13 protein-coding genes are annotated in these 24,123 nt (G+C 54.3%); 9 read left to right on the forward strand and 4 right to left on the reverse strand.

Annotated elements, in window-relative coordinates; genetic code table 11:
- The first annotated feature begins 23 nt into the window (after positions 1-23).
- The 8 genes from cmoM to OOJ60_RS02265 all read left to right on the forward strand — a co-directional run bounded on the left by cmoM (position 24) and on the right by OOJ60_RS02265 (position 15,271).
- Positions 24-836 (forward strand): tRNA uridine 5-oxyacetic acid(34) methyltransferase CmoM, encoded by an 813-nt coding sequence (gene cmoM / locus OOJ60_RS02230; RefSeq protein WP_060569539.1) that lies wholly within the window; start codon positions 24-26, stop codon positions 834-836.
- Positions 829-2,151 carry a chromosome partition protein MukF gene (gene mukF / locus OOJ60_RS02235; protein ID WP_042288102.1) on the forward strand — a complete coding sequence of 441 codons (1,323 nt, stop codon included), beginning with the start codon at positions 829-831 and terminating at the stop codon, positions 2,149-2,151. The genes cmoM and mukF overlap by 8 nt, the downstream gene beginning before the upstream one ends.
- Complete coding sequence (gene mukE / locus OOJ60_RS02240) at positions 2,132-2,836, forward strand: chromosome partition protein MukE (protein ID WP_042288098.1); 705 nt, start codon at positions 2,132-2,134, stop codon at positions 2,834-2,836. The genes mukF and mukE overlap by 20 nt, the downstream gene beginning before the upstream one ends.
- Positions 2,836-7,284, forward strand: a complete 4,449-nt coding sequence (mukB, locus tag OOJ60_RS02245; protein ID WP_060569540.1) for a chromosome partition protein MukB — start codon at positions 2,836-2,838, stop codon at positions 7,282-7,284. The genes mukE and mukB overlap by 1 nt, the downstream gene beginning before the upstream one ends.
- A 511-nt stretch (positions 7,285-7,795) precedes the next feature.
- Complete coding sequence (locus OOJ60_RS02250; protein WP_233470867.1) at positions 7,796-11,839, forward strand: Ig-like domain-containing protein; 4,044 nt, start codon at positions 7,796-7,798, stop codon at positions 11,837-11,839.
- A 187-nt stretch (positions 11,840-12,026) separates the two neighbouring features.
- The gene (gene ldtD / locus OOJ60_RS02255) at positions 12,027-13,877 is read left to right on the forward strand and encodes a L,D-transpeptidase (RefSeq protein ID WP_205611861.1); all 1,851 of its coding nucleotides are present in this window, start codon (positions 12,027-12,029) and stop codon (positions 13,875-13,877) included.
- A 178-nt stretch (positions 13,878-14,055) separates the two neighbouring features.
- Positions 14,056-14,604: a YcbK family protein gene (locus tag OOJ60_RS02260; RefSeq protein WP_042288084.1), complete on the forward strand. Its 549-nt coding sequence runs from the start codon at positions 14,056-14,058 to the stop codon at positions 14,602-14,604.
- Positions 14,605-14,623: 19 nt separating this feature from the next.
- On the forward strand, positions 14,624-15,271 hold the full coding sequence (locus OOJ60_RS02265) for an MBL fold metallo-hydrolase (protein ID WP_205611862.1): 648 nt from the start codon (positions 14,624-14,626) through the stop codon (positions 15,269-15,271).
- A gap of 84 nt (positions 15,272-15,355) precedes the next feature.
- On the opposite strand, the gene aspC is transcribed toward OOJ60_RS02265, so the two are convergent.
- From aspC to pncB, 4 genes are all read right to left on the reverse strand, one after another.
- Entirely contained in the window at positions 15,356-16,546 is a 1,191-nt protein-coding gene (gene aspC, locus OOJ60_RS02270; protein ID WP_060569544.1) for an aspartate transaminase, read from the reverse strand.
- Positions 16,547-16,729: 183 nt separating this feature from the next.
- Positions 16,730-17,845, reverse strand: coding sequence for a porin OmpF (gene ompF, locus OOJ60_RS02275; RefSeq protein ID WP_269468253.1), 1,116 nt, complete (start codon positions 17,843-17,845; stop codon positions 16,730-16,732).
- Positions 17,846-18,444: 599 nt separating this feature from the next.
- Positions 18,445-19,845: an asparagine--tRNA ligase gene (gene asnS, locus OOJ60_RS02280; RefSeq protein ID WP_042288071.1), complete on the reverse strand. Its 1,401-nt coding sequence runs from the start codon at positions 19,843-19,845 to the stop codon at positions 18,445-18,447.
- 161 nt (positions 19,846-20,006) lie between these two features.
- Positions 20,007-21,209, reverse strand: coding sequence for a nicotinate phosphoribosyltransferase (gene pncB / locus OOJ60_RS02285; RefSeq protein ID WP_205611863.1), 1,203 nt, complete (start codon positions 21,207-21,209; stop codon positions 20,007-20,009).
- A gap of 266 nt (positions 21,210-21,475) precedes the next feature.
- Between pncB and pepN the strand changes: the two genes are divergently transcribed.
- Positions 21,476-24,088 (forward strand): aminopeptidase N, encoded by a 2,613-nt coding sequence (gene pepN, locus OOJ60_RS02290; protein ID WP_205611864.1) that lies wholly within the window; start codon positions 21,476-21,478, stop codon positions 24,086-24,088.
- The last annotated feature ends 35 nt before the right edge of the window (positions 24,089-24,123 follow it).

Genomic DNA, 24,123 nt, shown 5'->3' on the forward strand with positions numbered 1-24,123 from the left:
CCAAGCCGTCAGTGGAGAGCCCGATGCGGGATCGCAATTTTGATGACATCGCGGAAAAGTTTTCCCGTAACATTTACGGCACCACCAAAGGCCAGTTGCGCCAGGCGATCCTCTGGCAGGATCTCGATGGCCTGCTGGCGCAATACGGTACGCAAAAACTGCGCGTGCTGGATGCCGGCGGCGGCGAAGGCCAGACCGCGATCAAAATGGCAGAGCGGGGCCACCACGTCACCTTATGTGACCTTTCCGCGGAAATGATCGCCCGCGCGCAGCAGGCGGCGGACGCAAAAGGTGTGAGCGATAACATGCATTTTATACAATGCGCCGCTCAGGACGTAGCTTCGCATTTGGAAAGCCCGGTTGATCTGATATTGTTTCATGCGGTGCTGGAATGGGTTGCAGAACCGGTCTGCGTATTAGAGACGCTGTGGTCGGTATTGCGCCCCGGTGGCGCACTGTCGTTAATGTTCTACAATGCCAACGGCCTGTTGATGCACAATATGGTGGCCGGGAATTTCGATTACGTGCAGGTGGGGATGCCAAAGCGTAAAAAGCGCACGCTTTCACCGGACTATCCCCGTGAGCCAGGGCAGGTTTATCAGTGGCTGGAACAGATTGGCTGGCAAATTACCGGAAAAACCGGGGTGCGCGTCTTTCATGATTATCTGCGTGAAAAGCACCAGCAGCGGGACTGCTATGAGATGCTGCTTGAACTTGAAACGCGTTATTGCCGACAGGAACCCTGGATAAGCCTTGGCCGGTATATACACGTCACCGCGCTGAAACGCCTGTCCCATGAGGCTTTACCCGCAGATGCAAGGATAACCTATGAGTGAATTTTCCCAGACAGTCCCCGAACTGGTTGCCTGGGCCAGAAAAAATGATTTTTCTATCTCGCTGCCGGTAGACCGACTTTCGTTTCTGTTGGCCGTGGCCACGCTGAACGGTGAGCGACTCGACGGCGAGATGAGTGAAGGCGAACTGGTGGATGCGTTTCGCCATGTCAGTGATGCGTTTGAGCAAACCAGCGAAACCATTGGCGTACGCGCAAACAATGCGATTAACGACATGGTGCGTCAACGTCTGCTGAACCGCTTTACCAGCGAGCAGGCGGAAGGGAACGCCATTTACCGTCTTACCCCGCTTGGCATCGGGATTACCGATTATTATATCCGCCAGCGCGAGTTCTCCACGCTGCGTCTGTCAATGCAGTTGTCGATCGTCGCAGGGGAACTGAAGCGCGCAGCGGATGCCGCGGATGAAGGCGGCGACGAGTTCCACTGGCACCGAAACGTCTATGCGCCGCTGAAATACTCGGTGGCGGAAATTTTCGACAGCATCGATCTCACCCAGCGCATTATGGATGAGCAGCAACAGCAGGTTAAAGACGACATCGCGCAACTGCTGAATAAAGACTGGCGGGCGGCAATTTCCAGCTGCGAACTCTTGCTCTCGGAAACGTCGGGCACCCTGCGCGAACTGCAGGATACGCTGGAGGCGGCGGGTGATAAGCTGCAGGCCAACCTGCTGCGCATCCAGGATGCGACGCTGGCGCATGACGATCTGCATTTCGTCGATCGTCTGGTATTTGATCTGCAAAGTAAGCTTGACCGTATTATCAGTTGGGGTCAGCAGTCTATCGATCTGTGGATCGGCTATGACCGCCACGTGCATAAATTTATCCGTACCGCTATCGACATGGATAAAAATCGCGTTTTTGCCCAGCGTCTGCGCCAGTCTGTCCAGACCTATTTCGACGAGCCGTGGGCGCTGACCTATGCGAACGCCGATCGTCTGCTGGATATGCGTGACGAGGAAATGGCGCTGCGAGACGAAGAGGTGACCGGGGAACTTCCACCGGATTTAGAGTACGAAGAATTTAACGAGATCCGCGAGCAACTGGCGGCGATCATCGAAGAACAGTTGGCTGTCTACAAAACCAAAGAGACGCCGCTGGATCTCGGTCTCGTGGTACGCGAATATCTGTCGCAGTACCCGCGTGCGCGTCATTTCGACGTGGCGCGTATTGTTATCGATCAGGCGGTACGTCTTGGCGTAGCGCAAGCAGACTTCACCGGACTGCCAGCCAAATGGCAGCCGATTAATGATTACGGAGCCAAGGTACAGGCGCATGTCATTGACAAATATTGAACAAGTGATGCCGGTTAAGCTGGCGCAGGCGCTGGCGAATCCGTTATTTCCGGCGCTGGACAGCGCGTTACGCTCAGGCCGTCATATTGGACTGGACGAACTGGATAATCATGCCTTTTTGATGGATTTTCAGGACTATCTGGAAGAGTTTTACAGCCGCTATAACGTCGAGCTGATCCGCGCGCCGGAAGGGTTTTTCTACCTGCGTCCGCGTTCCACGACGCTGATCCCGCGTTCTGTTCTTTCCGAACTGGATATGATGGTCGGGAAAATCCTCTGCTACCTCTATCTCAGCCCGGAGCGGCTGGCGAATGAAGGGATTTTCACCCAACAGGAGCTGTACGACGAACTGTTAACGCTGGCCGACGAAGCTAAACTGTTGAAGCTGGTGAATAACCGCTCAACCGGCTCCGACGTGGACCGGCAAAAGTTGCAGGAAAAAATGCGCTCGTCCTTAAACCGCCTGCGTCGCTTAGGCATGGTGTGGTTTATGGGGCACGACAGCAGCAAATTCCGCATTACGGAATCGGTATTCCGCTTTGGCGCGGATGTTCGTACTGGCGACGACCCGCGCGAAGCCCAGCGCCGCTTAATTCGCGACGGAGAGGCGATGCCGGTCGAAAACCACTTACAGCTCAACGATGAGACCGAAGAGAATCAGCCGGACAGTGGAGAAGAAGAATAATGATTGAACGCGGTAAATTTCGCTCACTTACGCTGATTAACTGGAACGGTTTCTTTGCCCGTACCTTTGACCTTGATGAATTAGTCACCACGCTTTCCGGCGGTAACGGGGCGGGGAAATCGACCACCATGGCGGCCTTCGTCACGGCGTTGATCCCGGACTTAACCCTGCTGCACTTCCGTAACACAACCGAAGCGGGGGCGACCAGCGGGTCACGCGATAAAGGCCTGCACGGTAAGCTGAAGGCGGGCGTGTGTTATTCGATGCTCGATACCATCAACTCACGCCATCAGCGGGTGGTGGTCGGCGTGCGTCTGCAACAGGTCGCCGGTCGCGACCGGAAAGTTGACATTAAACCCTTTGCCATTCAGGGACTGCCGATGTCGGTTCAGCCGACGCAACTGGTGACGGAAACCCTCAACGAACGTCAGGCGCGTGTGCTCACGCTCAACGAGCTGAAAGACAAGCTTGATGAAATGGAAGGCGTACAGTTTAAGCAGTTCAACTCCATAACTGATTACCACTCGTTGATGTTTGATTTGGGCATCATTGCCCGTCGTCTGCGCTCGGCTTCCGACCGCAGTAAATTCTATCGCCTGATTGAAGCGTCGCTGTACGGCGGCATCTCCAGCGCCATCACCCGCTCTTTACGCGACTACCTGCTGCCGGAAAACAGCGGTGTGCGCAAGGCATTCCAGGATATGGAAGCGGCGCTGCGTGAAAACCGCATGACCCTGGAAGCGATCCGCGTCACCCAGTCTGACCGCGATCTGTTTAAGCACCTGATCAGCGAAGCCACCAACTATGTGGCGGCGGACTACATGCGCCACGCCAACGAGCGTCGCATTCACCTGGACAAAGCGCTTGAGTTCCGTCGTGAACTTTACGCCTCGCGTAAACAGCTTGCGGCTGAGCAGTATAAACATGTCGATATGGCGCGCGAACTTGCCGAGCACAACGGCGCGGAAGGGGATCTTGAGGCCGACTATCAGGCCGCGAGCGATCACCTGAATCTGGTGCAAACCGCGCTCCGTCAGCAGGAAAAAATTGAGCGCTACGAAGCGGATCTCGACGAGCTGCAGATCCGTCTCGAAGAGCAAAACGAAGTGGTGGCGGAAGCCGCCGAACGGCAGGAAGATAACGAGGCGCGCGCCGAAGCCGCCGAACTGGAAGTGGATGAGCTGAAAAGCCAGCTCGCCGACTACCAGCAGGCGCTGGACGTTCAGCAGACCCGCGCGATTCAATACAACCAGGCGATTTCCGCGTTACAGCGCGCTAAAGAACTTTGCCATTTGCCGGATCTCACCGCAGACAGCGCCGCCGAGTGGCTGGACACCTTCCAGGCGAAAGAGCAGGAAGCCACCGAAAAAATGCTCTCTCTCGAGCAGAAAATGAGTGTGGCGCAAACGGCGCACAGCCAGTTTGAGCAGGCGTATCAACTGGTGGTGGCGATTAACGGCCCGCTGGCGCGTAACGAAGCATGGGACGTGGCGCGCGAACTGCTGCGCGAAGGCGTCGATCAACGCCACCTGGCTGAACAGGTTCAGCCGTTGCGGATGCGCCTGAGCGAGCTGGAGCAGCGCCTGCGCGAACAGCAAGATGCGGAGCGTCTGCTGGCGGAGTTCTGCAAACGGCAGGGTAAACAGTTCGACATTGATGAACTGGAGGCACTGCATCAGGAACTGGAAGCGCGCATCGCGTCGCTCTCTGATAGCGTCTCTAACGCTCACGAACAGCGGATGGCGCTGCGTCAGGAACAGGAGCAGCTTCAGTCGCGCATTCAGCACTTAATGCAGCGCGCGCCGGTGTGGCTGGCGGCGCAGAACAGCCTGAGTCAGCTCAGCGAGCAGTGTGGCGAGGAGTTCACCTCCAGCCAGGATGTGACCGGATATCTGCAACAGTTGCTGGAACGCGAACGTGAAGCGATTGTTGAGCGTGATGAAGTCGGCGCGCGTAAGAACGCCGTTGACGAAGAAATTGAACGCTTAAGTCAGCCTGGCGGTGCGGAAGATCAACGGCTTAACGCGTTGGCGGAACGGTTTGGCGGCGTCCTGCTGTCGGAAATCTATGACGACGTCAGTCTGGAAGATGCCCCGTACTTCTCCGCGCTGTACGGCCCGTCGCGCCATGCTATCGTGGTTCCGGATCTTTCGCAGATCGCCGAGCAACTGGAAGGCTTAACGGATTGCCCGGAAGATTTGTATCTGATTGAAGGGGACCCGCAGTCTTTCGATGACAGCGTTTTCAGCGTCGACGAACTGGAAAAAGCGGTGGTGGTCAAAATTGCCGATCGCCAGTGGCGTTACTCCCGTTTCCCGTCGGTGCCGCTGTTTGGCCGCGCTGCGCGTGAAAGCCGTATCGAAAGCCTGCACGCTGAGCGTGAAGGTCTGTCGGAACGTTTCGCCACGCTCTCTTTTGACGTCCAGAAAACCCAGCGTCTGCATCAGGCTTTTAGCCGCTTCATCGGTAGCCATCTTTCGGTGGCGTTTGAGTCCGATCCGGAAGCCGAAATTCGCCAGTTGAACGCCCGCCGCGTTGAGCTCGAGCGCGCGCTGACCGCCCATGAAAGCGACAACCAGCAGCAGCGTCTCCAGTACGAACAGGCGAAAGAGGGCGTTTCTGCCCTGAACCGCCTGCTGCCGCGTCTCAATCTGCTGGCGGACGACAGTCTGGCGGATCGCGTGGATGAGATCCGCGAACGGCTGGACGACGCGCAGGAAGCCGCGCGCTTTATTCAGCAGCACGGCAACCAGCTTGCCAAACTGGAACCGGTCGTCTCGGTATTGCAGAGCGACCCGGAACAGTTTGAACAACTGAAAGACGATTTCGCCTATGCCCAACAAGTGCAGCGCGATGCCCGTCAACAGGCGTTTGCGCTGACGGAAGTGGTGCAGCGTCGTGCCCACTTCGGTTACTCCGACTCAGCGGAAATGCTCAGCGGCAACAGCGATCTGAACGAAAAGCTGCGTCAACGTCTGGAACAGGCGGAAGCGGAACGCACCCGCGCCCGCGAAGCGCTGCGTGGTCATGCTGCGCAATTGAGCCAGTACAACCAGGTGCTGGCGTCGCTGAAAAGTTCCTATGACACCAAGAAAGAGTTGCTCAACGACCTGCAACGCGAGCTGCAGGATATCGGCGTGCGCGCCGACAGCGGGGCGGAAGAGCGCGCGCGGATGCGTCGTGATGAACTGCATGCCCAGCTCAGCAATAACCGTTCGCGCCGCAACCAGCTTGAGAAAGCGCTCACCTTCTGTGAAGCGGAAATGGATAACCTGACCCGTAAACTGCGCCGTCTGGAACGCGATTACTTTGAAATGCGTGAGCAGGTTGTCACGGCGAAAGCCGGGTGGTGTGCAGTGATGCGGCTGGTGAAAGACAGCGGCGTGGAGCGCCGCCTGCACCGCCGCGAGCTGGCCTATCTTTCCGGGGACGATCTGCGTTCCATGTCGGATAAGGCGCTCGGCGCGCTGCGTCTGGCCGTTGCGGATAACGAGCATCTGCGTGACGTCCTGCGCTTGTCGGAAGATCCAAAACGTCCGGAGCGTAAAATTCAGTTCTTCGTCGCGGTGTATCAGCATCTGCGTGAACGTATCCGTCAGGATATTATTCGTACCGACGATCCGGTGGAAGCGATCGAACAGATGGAGATCGAACTGGGCCGCCTGACCGAAGAGCTGACGTCCCGCGAACAGAAACTGGCGATCAGCTCCCGTAGCGTGGCGAACATCATTCGTAAAACTATCCAGCGTGAACAGAACCGTATCCGTCAGCTCAACCAGGGCTTGCAGAGCGTTTCCTTCGGCCAGGTCAATAGCGTACGGTTGAATGTCAACGTGCGTGAAACCCACGCGACGCTGCTGGAGGTGTTGTCTGAACAGCACGAGCAGCATCAGGATCTGTTCAACAGCAATCGCCTCACCTTCTCGGAAGCGCTGGCGAAGCTGTATCAGCGACTGAATCCGCAAATTGACATGGGGCAGCGCACGCCGCAGACCATTGGCGAGGAATTGCTGGATTACCGTAACTACCTGGAAATGGAAGTTGAGGTTAACCGTGGTTCCGACGGCTGGCTGCGCGCAGAGTCCGGCGCGCTGTCTACCGGTGAGGCGATCGGTACCGGTATGTCTATTCTGGTGATGGTGGTACAGAGCTGGGAAGATGAAGCGCGTCGCCTGCGCGGCAAAGATATCTCACCGTGCCGCCTGCTGTTCCTTGATGAAGCGGCGCGTCTCGATGCGCGTTCCATCGCCACGCTGTTTGAGCTGTGCGAACGCCTGCAGATGCAGCTCATCATCGCGGCGCCGGAAAACATCAGTCCGGAAAAAGGCACCACTTATAAACTGGTGCGTAAAGTCTTCCAGAATACGGAACACGTACACGTGGTAGGGCTGCGCGGCTTTGCGCCACAGCCTCCGGAAGGTGTGCCGGGCGTGACTGAAGCGTCGTAACCCGGTTTGCAATATTGCAAAAGCCGTAATCCAGTGATTACGGCTTTTTTACGCGTGATACCTGAAAAATTCTAAATTTATATTTATATAAAATTAAATATATAACTCAAAATTATAATATTCATTCCGCTTATCTTTATAAGGTGTTAATTTTTATTCAAAAGAACTGACTGGCGGGTTTATATTAATTTCTTTCAAGAATGTAATTTCATTTTTTATCCGGGTAATTTAATCTTGTTAATTATTGGCGTAATTGAAGGTGTTGTGCTGTTTACCATAAAATAAGGTTTTAACTTTCCCTATGGATAAACCAGGGACAAATTATATGAATTTATCGACAAGGAAGTCTTTAGCCTGTTTGCAAATAGCGCTTCAGTTATTTTCCTCCTCAAGCCTGGTCTATTTTTCACCGAGTTATGCTGAGAGCGCACAGGACAAGTCCTCTGTTTTATCAGCCAACGATACGAATAATCGCGAAGGGCAGGACGCAAATCGTGTTGCGCAAGCGGCCGTGCAAGCGGGATCGTTACTGAGTAGTGATGACGCAGCGACCGCATTAAGCACTACGGTTATCTCGACGGCGACAGGCGAAGCCTCCTCCGCCGTGCAAAAGTGGTTGAATCAGTTTGGTACGGCGCGGGTGAATATCAGTACTGATGAACATTTTACGCTTTCTGATTCTGAACTTGATCTCCTGCTTCCGTTGTATAACGAAAAAGAACATCTGTTTTTTACTCAGTTAGGCGGCAGACGGCATGATGACAGAAATGTTATCAATACAGGACTGGGGTATCGCCATTTTTCTGATGACTGGATGTGGGGCACAAATCTTTTTTACGATCGGCAAGTTTCGGATAACCATCACGAACGTCTCGGCGTGGGCGCTGAGTTAGGTTGGGATTACGTCAAACTTGCCGCTAATGGCTATTTTCGCCTCAGTGACTGGATGGCGTCTTCTCAGTATCGGGATTATGACGAGCGCGCGGCGAATGGTTTTGATGTTCGCGCGACGGGGTATTTGCCTGCTTATCCTCAGTTAGGCGCCAATATAATTTATGAAAAATATTATGGCGACAGCGTGGGGTTATTCGGTGACGATGAAGACGATCGACAGAAAAATCCTTACGCCGTCACCTTAGGCCTCAACTATACCCCTGTACCGTTGATTACCCTCGGTGCAAATCAAAAAATGGGCAAAAGCGGCCAAAATGATACGCAGCTCAATCTCAGCGTAAACTGGTCGCCTGGCGTGCCTTTGCGCGATCAGCTCGATCCTTCCGCGCTGGCTCAGCGTCGCTCTCTGATGGGAAGCCGTCAGGATCTCGTCGACCGTAACAATAATATTGTACTTGAATACCGCAAACAGGAACTCATTTCACTGTCATTACCCACGGCGATTCAGGGGGAAGAACAGACTAAACAATCCGTGACAGCGAAAGTAAAAACCAAATATGGTCTTGAACGCATTGAATGGCAGGCGGCTTCATTTCTCAGCAACGGCGGCAAGATCAGTTCCGGCGGAAGTGCGGAGCAATTTGTTTTCACCTTACCCGCCTGGCAGGGAAGTGGCGTTAATAGCTACACCCTCAAAGCTATTGCGTGGGATAAAAAAGGCAACGCTTCTGACGCCAGCGAAATGAAGGTCAACGTGAGCGGCATTAATGTCACTACGCTGCAGTCGACAACGGTGGTCTCACCCGCCAGCATTCCTGCTGATGGCGCTTCAACGGCCAATGTTACTGTCAGTCTCAAAACAACGTCTGGCGAAAATGCGAGCGGACTGGCGGCACGACTGACGGCTACGCTAAGCGCTGCGAAAATGAACACCGCGCAGGTGAGCGGTGAGGTAGCAGAGAAGAACGCGACGATTGGTCACTTTAACGAGACGTCAACTGGCGTATACGTTGCTACCGTGACGGCGGGCACACAGGCTGAAACACTGACGATTCAACCACTGATTGACGGAAACGTGAAGCTGGCCAGCGCGAAGCTGACTGAAGAGGCTACGCAAAGCGCTGCGCAACTCACCGCTGTGGATGTCCCCGCAACCAGCGCCCTGGCGAACGGCGTCACGCCCCTAACCCTGACCGCGCATGTCACCGATCAAAACGGTAATGTCGTGAAAGACGCGACAGTAGACTGGTCGGCCGATAATCCGCAGGCAAAATTGTCCGCGAACACTACGCTGACAGATGCTAACGGTACCGCGCAAATTCAGGTAAGCAGTACGGCAGTGATCACCACAGTTGTGACAGCTCAGTTGCTGCAGGGCAACGCGATTAGCACCCCTTCGCTGAGTTTCACCGCAGATATAACCCGCGCAGAGGTCAGCGCTATTTCTGCCGCGAAGAAGCAGGTCGTGGCAAACAATAATGATACCGACATCATTACCGCCCAGGTGACGGATAATGCCAATCATCCGCTGGGCGGAGTGACGGTTAACTGGGTCGTTAATAAAACGGACGGCACAAAAATCACTGAAAAGACGTCGGTGTCGGACGTACAGGGTAAGGCAACATTGAGTCTGAAGTCAGCGAAGACGGGAACAGTGACGGTGAGCGCAAGCGTTAACAATGGCAAGGCGCAAACCACAGATCCCATCACCTTTGTTGCGGATAGTAGTACGCAGAAAATTGACGGTATTACGGTAAGCACCACAAAACAAGTTGCCGATGGCGCCAGCACTATCCGTTATGAAGCGACGGTCAGAAATGCGGAAGGTCTTCCTTTACCGGATATTACCGTTAACTGGTCAGCGGACAACAGTAATGTCACATTAAGCCAGAATCAGACGATCAGTGATGCGAATGGCGTCGCTGCAATGACTGTAAGCTCGAAGAAAGCGGGTAGCGTGATTGTCACTGCGCAAACCAGTGAGAGCGCGCCTTTCCAGGCTGAAGCCGCGATTTTTACGGCTGATCCAACGACTGCACGCGTTGGAGCGTTAAGTAGCGACAAACAACGTGCGCTAGCCAATGGAACTGCGGCAATAAAAGTTAGCGCAACGGTTGTGGATGCAAATGAAAACCCGCTGTCCGCCGCTGAAGTAAAATGGGCTGTTTCGCCCTCTACAGGTCAGTTGTCTGCGACAAGCTCCACCACGCAGGCCGATGGGGTTGCGGATGTGCTGCTGACAACGACCACGGTGGACCGCTACAGCGTCGAAGCCAGCATCAATGGAAGCACAAAAACGTTAGGCGATTTAACGTTTACTGGCGATCCAGGAACGGCGACTGTATCGTCACTCAGCGCGGATAAAATGTCGGGAATTATTGCGGATAAAGATAACGTGACGCTAACAGCGAAGGTTATTGATGCCAACCAGAACCCAATTTCAGGCGTAATCGTAAACTGGAGTAGCAGTGAAACGAGCAGCCGCTTTAGTGAAAGTGCATCAACGACGGATGCTCAGGGGATCGCGAAGACCCAATTCTCAAGCCTGAAGGCGGGGAATATCGAGGTGACTGCAGCGGCAGGCGCCAGCAGCCAGACGGCACAACTCCAGGTCATCGGGAATGTGGCAACCGCGCAGGTGACGGATGTAAAAGCAAACACCGCGACGGCGGTTGCCGATGGTCAGGAAAAAATCAGCTGGACAGCGACAGTTGCGGATGAAAATGGCAACGTCTTAACGGGTGCATCGGTAAACTGGCGTGCTGACCTGGACGGCGTCACACTGTCCCCGCAAAGCAGTCAAACTGACAGCAGCGGCAGCGCCACAACGGAGGGGACCTCTGTGAAATCAGGCGTGGTAACGGTTACTGCAACGCCAGACGCTAATCCTTCAGGATCAAATTCGGGCAATAGTGTTACCTTTACTGCGGATGCGAAGACGGCAACGCTGGCAAAATTAACCCCAAGCGCTGACTCAGCCTATGTCGGGAAGGGCGAAGTCACTTACCGTGCTGAAGTGGTCGACGGTAATAATAATCCCTTGCCTTCCGCGACGGTTTCCTGGAGCACGACGCTGAATTCGCTTTCTGCTACTGAAACGCAGTCCGATAGCGGGGGTATCGCTACGGTTAAACTGTCGGGCTCTACAGTAGGGCAGGTCACGGTAAAGGCCACCATTGGCAACTCAGAGTTAACCAATAAAGCGGTCACCTTCATTGATGATTACCGGGGGAGCTGGAACATCTCGGTTGTCGGCTCCACCGTACAAGGCGATAACTGGGACTCACAGCATATTGAAGGCATCCCTGATATGGCATTCGTGACGACTGGCGATACACAAGGGCCAGGTTCGCTGATTTCCGACGCGAAGGGCTCCAGCCCGCTCACGGTGCCAATGACCGATCAGAACGGGAAAACGTGGAATGTGATCGTTCAAGGACGTCGCGCCACGGCCTGTAATGTCTTCCAACTGAACTCTTATGGGCAAGCGTGTTACGAGGCCATCGCACCTGTCTGGGCGAATCTCGTGTATTCTTCCACAACAAACACGTCTTTGCCTGCGGGGGTGTATCACGGCACGATACAGCTTTTAGGCAAAAGTAAAGGCACGCAATGGTCTTACAAGTATGATGTCGAGACCACATTAACCATTACCGAGTAAGGCGTCCTTTTCGTTCTTTCCCCGTGCTTAAAACACGGGGATTTTTTCTGCCCACTTAACAACCTTCTCATACTGAGTTATCTTTAAATTCCTTTACATAAGGTTAGGTAAACGCCTGTCAGCCTTTCTATAATAGGAAAAAGCCCCGGATGTGCGGGCATGTCGTATAGCAACCAGGGGGCAAGGGATGTTGCTTAATCAATTTGGTGGTCGTCGGCTTTCGGCATTCAGTTTGTGCCTGGCTGTAACATTCGCTCCACACTTCAATGTTCAGGCTGATGAGCCTGAGGTTATCGCTGGCGGCAGTCCTGTCGTCGCCAATGAACAAAGTCTCGCCCAGCCGCAGGCGCAGTCCGCCGCAACGGCTGTGATGGCGGGTCTCCAGCCCCTTCCTGAAGGCGCGGCGGAGAAAGCGCGCGCGGAGCTTCAGTCCCGGTTGCCTGCGGGGTACGCCCCTGTCTATATGAATCAACTGGAATTGCTGTATGCGGCGCGTGATATGCGGCCGATGTGGGAGAACCGTGATGCGGTGAAAGCCTTCCAGCAGCAACTGGCTGAGGTGGCGATCGCGGGCTTCCAGCCACAGTTCACCCACTGGGTGGCGCTACTCACCGATCCGTCCGTCAGCGGATTAACGCGCGATGTCGTTCTGTCTGACGCGATGATGGGGTACCTGCACTTTATCGCCAATATTCCGGTCAAAGGCAACCGCTGGCTCTACAGCAGCAAGCCGTACGCAATGACGACGCCGCCGCTGTCGGTGATTAACCAGTGGCAGGTCGCGATGGATAACGGTCAACTGCCTGCTTTTATCGCCGGGCTGGCGCCGCAACATCCGCAATACGCGTCGATGCATGCGTCGCTGCTGGAGTTGGTCAGCGATTCCCGTCCATGGCCGCAGTTGACCGGGAAAGCGACGCTGCGGCCGGGACAGTGGAGTAATGATGTTCCGGCGCTGCGCGAAATCCTCCAGCGTACCGGGATGCTGGAAGGAGGACCGAAGATCGCGCTACCCGGCGATGAAACGCCATCAGAGGCAGTGGTCAGTCCGTCAGCCGTCGCCGTTGACGCACCCGACGCGAAGTCCTCGCCGCAGAGCGCGCCGCGCAGCAAGCCAGCGCCAGCCGTACGCGCGGCTTATGATAAAGAGCTTGTCGCGGCGGTCAAACGCTTCCAGACCTGGCAGGGACTGGGCGCGGACGGGGCGATTGGCCCTGCGACCCGCGACTGGCTGAACGTCACCCCGGCACAGCGCGCAGGGGTGCTGGCATTGAACACCCAGCGTCTGCGCTTACTTCCGGCTGACCTGTCGACGGGGATCATGGTTAATATCCCGGCCTACTCGTTGGTCTATTATCAGAACGGCAACCAGGTGCTGGCGTCGAGGGTTATCGTAGGGCGTCCCGATCGTAAAACGCCGATGATGAGCAGCGCCCTGAATAATGTGGTGGTCAACCCGCCGTGGAACGTCCCGCCGACGCTGGCGAGAAAAGACATCCTGCCGAAGGTCTGGAATGATCCGGGCTATCTGGAACGTCACGGCTATACGGTGATGCGTGGCTGGAACAGCAGGGAGGCGATTGATCCGTGGCAGGTCGACTGGTCCACCATTACGCCGTCGAATCTGCCGTTTCGTTTCCAGCAGGCACCCGGCGCGCATAACTCGCTGGGACGGTATAAATTTAACATGCCCAGTTCAGATGCTATTTATTTGCATGATACGCCGAACCATAATCTGTTCAAACGGGACTCCCGGGCGTTAAGCTCCGGCTGCGTGCGCGTAAACAAGGCCTCTGAGCTTGCCAATATGTTGCTACAGGATGCTGGCTGGAATAATAGCCGCATCTCTGACGCTCTGAAGCAGGGGGATACCCGCTACGTCAATATTCGCCAGACGATTCCGGTCAATCTTTATTATCTGACCGCGTTCGTGGGAGCCGATGGAAGAACGGAATATCGCACAGATATTTACAATTATGACCAGATAGCGCGATCCAGCGCACAAATTGTGGCAAAAGCGGAACAATTAATCAGGTAAATGAAGAAGTTCTGATAAATCTGTTGTCGTAATATTTGGCAGTCACGGGGCCAGCCGGCCAGAAGCCCCGCCACTGCTGGGCTTGGGCCATCTTGACGGCGGCTTTTTTGCCAGTTAAGGTGCCCTTCGTGCGCTAAAGCATATTGTTGATGACCTTTTACCTGTAGACCTTATTACCATGGACAATTTTGACGCTAATCGCCGCAAACTGCTGGCGTTAGGTGGTGCTGCCCTGGGAGCTGCCATCTTGCCCGTGCCTGCGTTTGCCACTCTCTCTACCCCGCGTCCGCGTATTTTGACTCTCAATAATCTTCATACCGGTGAGTCAATCAAAGCGGAATTTTTTGATGGCAGAGCTTACATTCAGGATGAATTAGCCAAACTTAACCATTTTTTCCGCGACTACCGCGCAAACAAGGTGAAGTCCATCGATCCAGGACTGTTTGACCAGCTTTTCCGCCTGCAAGGGCTACTCGGCTCCCGTAAACCCGTCCAGTTGATTTCCGGTTATCGTTCGCTCGATACCAATAATGAATTGCGCGCCCACAGTCGTGGAGTCGCTAAAAAAAGCTACCACACCAAAGGCCAGGCAATGGATTTCCATATTGAAGGCGTTTCGTTAAGCAATATTCGCAAAGCCGCGTTATCTATGCGCGCTGGTGGTGTAGGATACTACCCACGCAGTAACTTTGTGCATATTGACACCGGTCCCGTACGGCACTGGTGATTAACGAAACAGGGGAAGTATGAACTATCGTATTATTCCGGTCACCGCGTTCTCCCAGAACTGTTCCTTGATCTGGTGTGAGCAAACCCGTCTGGCAGCGCTGGTCGATCCTGGTGGCGATGCCGGGAAAATCAAACAGGAAGTGGACGCCAGCGGCGTAACGCTGATGCAGATCCTGCTCACTCACGGACATCTCGATCACGTGGGAGCGGCGGCAGAGCTGGCGCAGCACTACGGCGTCCCGATTATCGGTCCGGAAAAAGAAGATCAGTTCTGGCTTGAGGGACTGCCTGCCCAGAGTCGCATGTTCGGCCTCGACGAGTGTCAGCCTTTGACGCCTGACTGCTGGTTGAATGAAGGAGAGACTGTCAGCGTAGGGAATGTGACTTTACAGGTGTTACATTGCCCGGGCCACACGCCAGGACACATCGTCTTTTTTGATAAATCATCTCAGTTGCTCATATCCGGGGACGTGATTTTCAAAGGCGGGGTGGGGCGCAGCGATTTTCCACGCGGTGACCATAGTCAGTTAATTGACTCCATTAAGCGTAAGCTGCTGCCGTTAGGCGATGAGGTGACCTTTATTCCGGGGCATGGGCCGCTGTCGACGCTGGGGTACGAACGTCTACATAATCCTTTCCTCCAGGATGAAATGCCTGTCTGGTAACGGTATGTAGCCAGGCTCCAGGCCGGTGCCACGCGCCAGTAAAAAAGCCCGCTGTTTCAGCGGGCTTTTTGTTTTCCGGGTCGCTTACAGAACCGCGACGATGGCTTCGCACAGCGGCGCCATGTTGTCTGGCGTCATTCCGGCAACGTTAACCCGACCGGAGGCGACGGCGTAAACACCGAACTCCTCGCGCAGACGCAGCACCTGTTCCTTGGTCAGGCCGCTGAAGGAGAACATGCCGTTCTGCTTAATAATGAAGCTGAAATCTCGGTTTGCCCCTTTTTCCTGCAGGGTATTCACGAACAGCAGACGCATGCGCTGAATGCGCTGACGCATGTCGGTCAGTTCTTGCTCCCAAATCGCGCGCAGCGCGTCGTTGCTCAGAATGGTGGCGACAACGGAAGCGCCGTGGGCTGGTGGGTTAGAGTAGTTGGCGCGAATGACAGACTTCATCTGGCTGAACGCGCGGTCAACGGTTTCCGCATCGGCGGCGACCAACGTACAGGCGCCCACGCGTTCGTTGTACAGACCAAAGTTTTTTGAGTAGGAGCTGGCAACAATCAGCTCCTTATGCAGCGCGGCGAAAGCGCGCAGCCCTTCAGCGTCCTCTTCCAGACCACGGGCAAATCCCTGGTATGCGAAGTCAAACAGCGGCAGCCAGCCTTTATCGACAGAAAGCTGAGCCAGCGTTTGCCACTGCTCAAGCGTCGGATCAATGCCGGTTGGGTTGTGGCAGCAGCCGTGGAACAGCACCACATCGCCTGCCTGGGCTTCGCTGAGGCTGTTCAGCAGCGCGTCGAAGTCGAGCGCATGGTTTTCTGCGTCGTAATACGCATACTCACGGACTTCCAGACCCGCAGAGCCAAAGACGCTCTTATGGTTCGGCCAGCTCGGGTTGCTCACCCATACGCGTTTTACCGCCGTGTTTTTCGCCAGGAAGTCTGCCGCGACGCGTAGCGCCCCGGTGCCGCCTGGTGTTTGCGCCGTCCGCGCGCGCTTGTCGTTAATCAGCGCGCTGCCTTTCCCGAACAGCAGTTCCTGGGTGCAACGGCCAAATTCCGGAATACCGTCAATGCCGAGGTAGTTTTTTGTTGTTTCATTTTCGAGTAAATACTGCTCGGCTTTTTTAACGCTGGTCAGCACCGGCGTTTTGCCAGTTTCATCTTTATAGACACCGATCCCGAGGTTAATTTTCCCAGGGCGGTCATCAGCACGAAACAGATCGGCCAGGCCCAGAATAGGGTCGGCAGGGGCGGCGGTAATGTTCTCAAACATGACGAGGTTCCATTGTGGTTACAGAAGGGAATTCCGCTATCAGGTTAACGGGAGATTTACAAAATGCCAACCGTTAGACGTGAAAACTCTCAAGGTTTTGTGAAGTCGCGAGATTCCGCTGACAGGCATAAAAAAACAGGACCGAAGTCCTGTTTTTGAGGCATTTAACAAAGGGGTCTGCTATTAGAACTGGTAAACAATACCGACTGCGACGGTGTCGTCGGAGCCTACGCCCAGTTTGTTGTCAGAATCAATCTGGTTGATGATGTAGTCAACGTAGGTGGACATGTTTTTGTTGAAGTAGTAAGTGGCGCCAACTTCCACGTAGTTCACCAGATCTTCATTACCAATACCTTCTACGTCTTTCGCTTTAGATTTGGTGTAGGCGATGGACGGACGCAGACCAAAGTCGAACTGGTACTGTGCGACTAACAGGATGTCCTGGGTTTTGTTAGCAAAACCGCCGCTAATTGGCGTTGCGTTACGGGTTTCACCGTAGTTTGCCGCCAGATAGAGGTTGTTCGCATCATATTTCAGACCGGTTGCCCACTGCTCAGCTTTATCACCCTGGCCACGCAGAGCCGGGTTAGTCTGCGCATTGGTACGATCGGCGGAGCCGTAAGCACCGACGATGCCGAAGCCTTCGAACTCATAGCTCAGAGAGCCACCCCAGCCGTCGCCGTTAGAACGACGCACGTCGCTGAAGTTGTTGTCATCGCCGTCAACCTCATAGGTGCTTGCGCGCTCATTTTTGCCCAGGTACTGAACGCCGAAGTTCAGGCCTTCAACCAGACCAAAGAAGTTGGAGTTACGGTAAGTCGCAACGCCGCCCACGCGACCCACAAAGAAGTTATCGGTGTAGGCGGTATCGCCGCCAAATTCAGGCAGCATATCGGTGTAGCCCAGCGCATCGTAAACGATACCGTAGTTACGACCGTAGTCGAAGGAGCCCGCGTCGCCGAATTTCAGACCCGCGAACGCCAGACGGGTTTTGTTGCCGCTCTGCGCGTCAGAACCCCCTTCAGAGTTGTTACCCTGGAATTGATACTCCCACTGACCGTAACCGGTCAGTTGGTCATTAATCTGTGTTTCCCCTTTGAAACCAAGACGGGCATAGGTCTGGTCGCCATCGCCACCGTAGCTATTCTCTCCGTTGCCTTTAGAAAAATAATGCAGACCTACCGCTTTACCGTACAGATCCAGTTTGTTGCCGTCTTTGTTATAGACTTCTGCAGCGTTTGCCGCACCGGCAGCCAGCAGGGCAGGGATCACCACTGCCAGAATATTGCGCTTCATCATTATTTATTACCCTCATTGGTTTTTTTATGACACCTGCCACTGCCGCCAATAATTTCTGTAAATAAAAATTTACGGAACTATTGATGAGAGTTTGGTGTCTTTATGTGTCTGACAGGCATCTTTTCATTCAAACCAGCGTTCCGCTACCGTCAAAGTGCTACAAAGATAAAGATTTGGTTTCAAAAAGAAAAAATATGTAACTATGTGTTTCATTTTTGGAACTTTGTGAACGATATCAAGTTTCGAACCTGTTTCCGCTTCAAATATCGGCAGTCATATCTATATATATGATTTTCTTATCTTTAATTCAGATAAGTGTAAAAAATCGAACAGAAAATCGGCACCTTTGTTTTCGCGTATGCCGTGTTGTAGCCGTCTGGAATGCTGTGCAATTGTTTAAAAAAAGTACTAATGGATGAGAATAAACTAATCCGTAGTGATATCAGGGATTTTGGTTTGTACGAAATGTGACGCTGAAATATGACGTAACAGGACGGAAGAGGAAGGCGGTTGATCTTTACATTGCTGCCAAATTATTCACAGAAACTGACAGTTGATATCACAAAAAGGCCAGCAGCGCTGGCCTTTTGACGTCGAGATTAGAAACTCGCGTTGCGCGGTGTGCGCGGGAACGGGATCACGTCACGTACGTTCTGCACGCCGGTGACGTAGGCGATCAGACGTTCGAAGCCGAGGCCAAAGCCAGAATGCGGAACCGTACCGTAGCGACGCAGATCGCGATACCACCAGTAATCTTCTTTATTCAGGCCCATTTCCAGCATTCGGGCATCCAGCACATCCAGACGTTCTTCACGCTGGGAACCACCGATAATCTCGCCAATGCCCGGCGCCAGAACATCCATCGCGGCAACGGTTTTCCCGTCGTCGTTAAGGCGCATATAGAACGCTTTAATGTCCTTGGGATAGTTTTTCACCACGACCGGCGCTTTAAAGTGCTCTTCCGCCAGATAACGCTCATGCTCTGAGGAGAGATCGACGCCCCAGTACACCGGGTTCTCAAATTTCTTACCGCAGTTTTCCAGGATCGTGACCGCATCGGTGTAGTCCACCTGGGCGAAGTCAGCTTCAATGAAGCGTTCCAGACGTGAAATCGCTTCTTTGTCTACGCGCTCCGCGAAGAACTTCATGTCGTCTGCACGTTCAGTCAGCACTGCGTTGAAGGCATATTTCAGCATGGCTTCCGCCAGTCCGGCGACGTCGTTCAGGTTAGCAAACGCGACTTCCGGCTCCAGCATCCAAAATTCAGCCAGGTGACGGCTGGTGTTGGAATTTTCGGCACGGAAGGTTGGGCCGAAGGTGTAGATCTTCGACAGTGCGCAGGCGTAAGTTTCGCCGTTCAACTGGCCGGATACGGTCAGGAATGACTCTTTACCAAAGAAGTCTTTATCGAAATCGACTTTGCCCTGCTCGTTACGCGGCAGGTTTTCCAGATCCAGCGTCGACACACGGAACATTTCGCCCGCGCCTTCGGTATCGGACGCGGTAATAAGGGGAGTGGACACCCAGAAGAAGCCCTGTTCGTCGAAGAAACGATGCAGCGCCTGCGCCAGGGTATGGCGAACGCGGGCGACCGCGCCAATCATGTTGGTGCGCGGACGCAGATGCGCCACTTCACGCAGGTATTCAATGCTGTGGCGTTTCGCCGCCATCGGGTAAGTGTCCGGATCTTCCACCCAGCCGGTGACTTCCACGTTCGTCGCCTGAATCTCGAAACTTTGCCCTTGTCCCGGTGAGGCCACTACCTTACCCGTAACGATAACCGAGCAACCGGTGGTCAGACGCAGCACTTCTTCATTGTAATTGGGCAGAGAATGATTAATGACGGCCTGTACAGGATCAAAGCAGGAACCGTCATAAACGGCGAGGAAGGAGATGCCAGCTTTTGAATCTCGGCGGGTACGTACCCATCCGCGCACGGTGACTTCGCTGTCAACGTCTACGCGGCCCTGGAGTACGTCGGCTACAGGCACAACGCTCATAATATTCTCTCTGTTAGTAGTCCAATATAAAAACACGTCCCCGAAACGGGGGAATACCTATGTTACCTGGCATCTGCCATCAGACAAGCAGAATTCGTTAGCAAATAAGAAGATTTCGGAAATAAACGTGAAAAGGGAGCCGTAGCGGCTCCCTTAAGCTGTTAACTGGCTTTTTTGATATGCGGTAAATCGAAGGCTTTGCGCAATGCGCGAACAAACGCTTTGTCGTGACAAATGGTTTTGCCTGGGCTGTCGGATAGCTTGGCAACGGGCTTGCCGTTACACTCCACCAGCTTGATAACAATGTTCAACGGCTTCACCTGCGGAATATCGCAGGTCAGGCGCGTACCGATGCCGAAGCTCAGCCGCACCCGTGAAGAGAAGTGGCGATACAGATCGACCGCTTTGCGCAGATCGAGATTATCGGAAAAGACCAGGGTTTTACTCTGCGGGTCGATGCCCAGTTTTTCAAAGTGGGCGATAGCTTTCTCACCCCATTCCACCGGATCGCCGGAGTCATGCCGCAACCCCTGATAACGACTGGCGAACTCGACGCCGAAGTCGCGCAAGAACGCATCCATGGTAATACAGTCGGTCAGGGCGATCCCCAACTGGTCAGGGTATTCATGCAACCACGCTGCAAGCGCCGCACGCTGACTGGTCGCCAGTTCCGGGCTGATTTGCTGATGCGCCTGAAACCATTCGTGGGCCTGGGTTCCCATCGGCGTCAGGGAGAGACGACGAGCGAGATCGTAGTTGCTGGTGCCGACAAACCACGGCTCCTGCTGCAGGCGCTGGACAATGGCCTGCTGCACTTCGCGGGAAAAACGGCGGCGGGTGCCGAAATCCATCAGGTGGAAGTGAGACATATCGAGATCGGCGGTTAACGCAGAGAAATCGACAAGTTTACTTTCGAGCGTATCAAGCGCCTGAGAGACGCCCGCTTCCGGAGAACGATAACGATGCACCAGCTCGCTTATCACCGCCAGCAGGGGAACTTCCCACATGATGACTTCACGCCACGGGCCGGTTAAGCGGATATTGAGCTTACCGTTATCATTGCTGACCGAGACCTGCTCCGGGTTATAGCGAAAATCGCGCAACCAGTTCAGGTAATCCGCTTTAAAGAAAGGCAGTCCAGAGAGCCACTGATGCTCATCTTCCTGAAGGCGAAGATGCTGCATGGCGTTGACCTGCTCGCGAATGGCGTCAGCATAAATACCCAGCAGATCGTCGCCACGGCAACGAAATTCCGCCGCTACCTGCACATCATAGTAGTGGTGATATACGGCTTGCTGCATATGCAACTTATAAGCGTCTGTATCCAGCAACGAGTGCAGAACAGAAGAAGCGAATTGTGTCATAGGTGCGCAGTAGCATCCTCTCACGGGAGCGTTTAGTACAATAAACAACTAAGAAAACCGCTGGAGTATACCTTGTTTAGCGATTTATTGAACCCCGATCACACCATAAGCTGACTTTCGGGTCGAGTGCATTTCGTGCCTCGTGTTATAAAAATGTAGCAACAAGAGGCTTTGTGCCTGAAAAGATGAACATTCTGCGTAGCGCGATTTGCGCAACAGGAATAGACTGGAGTCGAGACTCTATAAAAGATGCGAAAGGTTTTTTTATGACACAACAGCCACAAGCCAAATACCGCCACGACTACCGTGCGCCGGATTACCAGATTACTGATATTGACTTGACCTTTGACCTGGATGCTGAAAAAACCCTGGTCACGGCAGTGAGCCAGGCTGTTCGTCATGGCGCATCCGATGCCCCGCTTAAACTCGATGGCGAAGCGCTGACGCTGATCTCCGTCCATGTTAACGATGAACCGTGGACGGACTATAAAGAAGACGAGGGCCAACTGGTCCTCAGCAATTTGCCCGAGCGTTTTACCCTGCGCATTGTTAATGCGATCAGCCCCGCGGCAAATACCGCGCTGGAAGGGCTGTACCAGTCCGGCGACGCGCTGTGTACTCAGTGCGAAGCGGAAGGCTTTCGCCATATCACCTGGTATCTCGACAGACCAGACGTGCTGGCGCGCTTTACCACCAAAATTATCGCCGATAAAGCCAAATATCCGTTCCTGCTGTCTAACGGCAACCGCGTTGCAGAGGGCGACCTGGATAACGGTCGCCACTGGGTTCAGTGGCAGGATCCGTTCCCGAAACCGTGCTACCTGTTTGCGCTGGTGGCTGGCGATTTCGACGTGCTGCGCGATACGTTTACCACCCGTTCAGGCCGGGAAGTGGCGCTGGAATTGTACGTTGACCGCGGCAATCTGGACCGCGCGCCATGGGCGATGACTTCGCTGCAAAACTCCATGAAGTGGGACGAAGAGCGCTTTGGTCTGGAATACGATCTCGACATTTATATGATTGTCGCCGTCGACTTCTTTAATATGGGCGCGATGGAGAACAAAGGCCTCAACATCTTTAACTCCAAATACGTGCTGGCGCGAACCGACACCGCCACCGACAAAGACTACCTCGATATTGAACGGGTGATCGGTCATGAATATTTCCACAACTGGACCGGTAACCGCGTCACCTGCCGCGACTGGTTCCAGTTGAGCCTGAAAGAAGGCTTAACCGTGTTCCGCGACCAGGAGTTCAGCTCCGATCTCGGTTCCCGCGCGGTGAATCGCATTAGTAACGTGCGTACGATGCGTGGGTTACAGTTTGCGGAGGACGCCAGTCCGATGGCGCACCCCATCCGCCCGGACAAAGTCATCGAGATGAATAACTTCTATACCCTGACGGTTTACGAAAAGGGGGCGGAAGTGATCCGTATGATCCACACGCTGCTGGGAGAAGAAAACTTCCAGAAGGGAATGCAGCTCTATTTTGAGCGTCATGACGGCAGCGCCGCTACCTGCGACGACTTTGTCCAGGCGATGGAGGACGCGTCCAATATCGATCTCTCCCATTTCCGTCGCTGGTACAGCCAGTCCGGCACCCCGATTGTGACGGTTAAAGATGACTACAATCCGGAAACCGAACAGTACACGCTGACCATCAGCCAGCGCACGCCACCCACGCCGGATCAGGCGGAAAAACTGCCGCTGCACATCCCGTTTGCCATTGAATTATATGACAACGAAGGTAAAGTGATCCCGCTGCGCAAGGGGGGCCATCCGGTGAATCCGGTGCTCAACGTCACGCAGGCGGAACAAACGTTTGTTTTTGATAACGTCTATTTCCAGCCCGTTCCGGCGCTGCTGTGCGAGTTTTCCGCGCCAGTGAAACTGGAATATAAATGGAGCGATCAGCAGCTGACCTTCCTGATGCGTCACGCGCGTAACGACTTTTCGCGCTGGGATGCGGCGCAGAGCCTGCTGGCGACCTGGATCAAACTGAACGTCGCGCGCGTTCAGCAGGGGCAACCGCTCTCGCTGCCGGTGCATGTTGCCGACGCCTTCCGCGCGGTGCTGCTGGATGAGACGATTGATCCGGCGCTGGCGGCGGAAATTTTGACGCTGCCTTCTGCAAATGAAATGGCTGAACTGTTTGAGATTATCGACCCGCTGGCGATTGCCCAGGTACGCGAAGCCCTGACCCGGACGCTGGCGACAGAACTGGCGGATGAATTCCTCGCGATCTATAACGCGAATCATCTGGACACGTATCGTGTGGAGCACGGGGATATCGGTAAGCGCACCTTGCGCAATACTTGCCTGCGTTTCCTCGCCTTTGGCGAAACGCAGCTTGCCGATACGCTGGTGAGCAAGCAATACCATACAGCCAACAATATGACCGATGCGCTGGCCGCGCTCTCTGCGGCGGTGGCCGCACAGCTACCGTGCCGCGACGCGCTGATGCAGGAGTATGATGATAAGTGGCATCAGGATGGTCTGGTGATGGATAAATGGTTTATCCTGCAATCCACCAGCCCTGCGGAAAATGTGCTGGAAACGGTGCGCGGCTTGCTGAAGCACCGTTCGTTCAGTATGAGCAACCCGAACCGCGTGCGTTCGCTGATTGGCGCCTTCGCAGGCAGTAATCCGGCGGCTTTCCACGCCGAGGACGGCAGTGGCTACCAGTTCCTGGTTGACATGTTAACCGAGCTGAACAGCCGTAACCCGCAGGTGGCGTCGCGGCTGATAGAACCGCTGATTCGTCTGAAGCGTTATGACCAGCCGCGCCAGGAAAAAATGCGCGCCGCGCTTGAACAGTTAAAAGGGCTGGAGAATCTGTCCGGCGATCTGTTCGAGAAGATCGCGAAAGCGCTTGCCTGATGCGTCGACCTGCCGTTTCTTAGGGGCGATAAATA

It is taken from the genome of Citrobacter sp. R4, from assembly GCF_026719175.1.
Taxonomy (GTDB): Bacteria; Pseudomonadota; Gammaproteobacteria; order Enterobacterales; family Enterobacteriaceae; genus Citrobacter_A; species Citrobacter_A sedlakii.

Coding starts and splice junctions, on each gene's coding strand:
- mukE (WP_042288098.1), top strand. CDS start 2,132: ATGTCATTGACAAATATTGAACAAGTGATGCCGGTTAAGCTGGCGCAG.
- mukF (WP_042288102.1), top strand. CDS start 829: ATGAGTGAATTTTCCCAGACAGTCCCCGAACTGGTTGCCTGGGCCAGA.
- pepN (WP_205611864.1), top strand. CDS start 21,476: ATGACACAACAGCCACAAGCCAAATACCGCCACGACTACCGTGCGCCG.
- aspC (WP_060569544.1), bottom strand. CDS start 16,546: ATGTTTGAGAACATTACCGCCGCCCCTGCCGACCCTATTCTGGGCCTG.
- cmoM (WP_060569539.1), top strand. CDS start 24: ATGCGGGATCGCAATTTTGATGACATCGCGGAAAAGTTTTCCCGTAAC.
- pncB (WP_205611863.1), bottom strand. CDS start 21,209: ATGACACAATTCGCTTCTTCTGTTCTGCACTCGTTGCTGGATACAGAC.
- OOJ60_RS02265 (WP_205611862.1), top strand. CDS start 14,624: ATGAACTATCGTATTATTCCGGTCACCGCGTTCTCCCAGAACTGTTCC.
- ldtD (WP_205611861.1), top strand. CDS start 12,027: ATGTTGCTTAATCAATTTGGTGGTCGTCGGCTTTCGGCATTCAGTTTG.
- ompF (WP_269468253.1), bottom strand. CDS start 17,845: ATGATGAAGCGCAATATTCTGGCAGTGGTGATCCCTGCCCTGCTGGCT.
- mukB (WP_060569540.1), top strand. CDS start 2,836: ATGATTGAACGCGGTAAATTTCGCTCACTTACGCTGATTAACTGGAAC.
- asnS (WP_042288071.1), bottom strand. CDS start 19,845: ATGAGCGTTGTGCCTGTAGCCGACGTACTCCAGGGCCGCGTAGACGTT.
- OOJ60_RS02260 (WP_042288084.1), top strand. CDS start 14,056: ATGGACAATTTTGACGCTAATCGCCGCAAACTGCTGGCGTTAGGTGGT.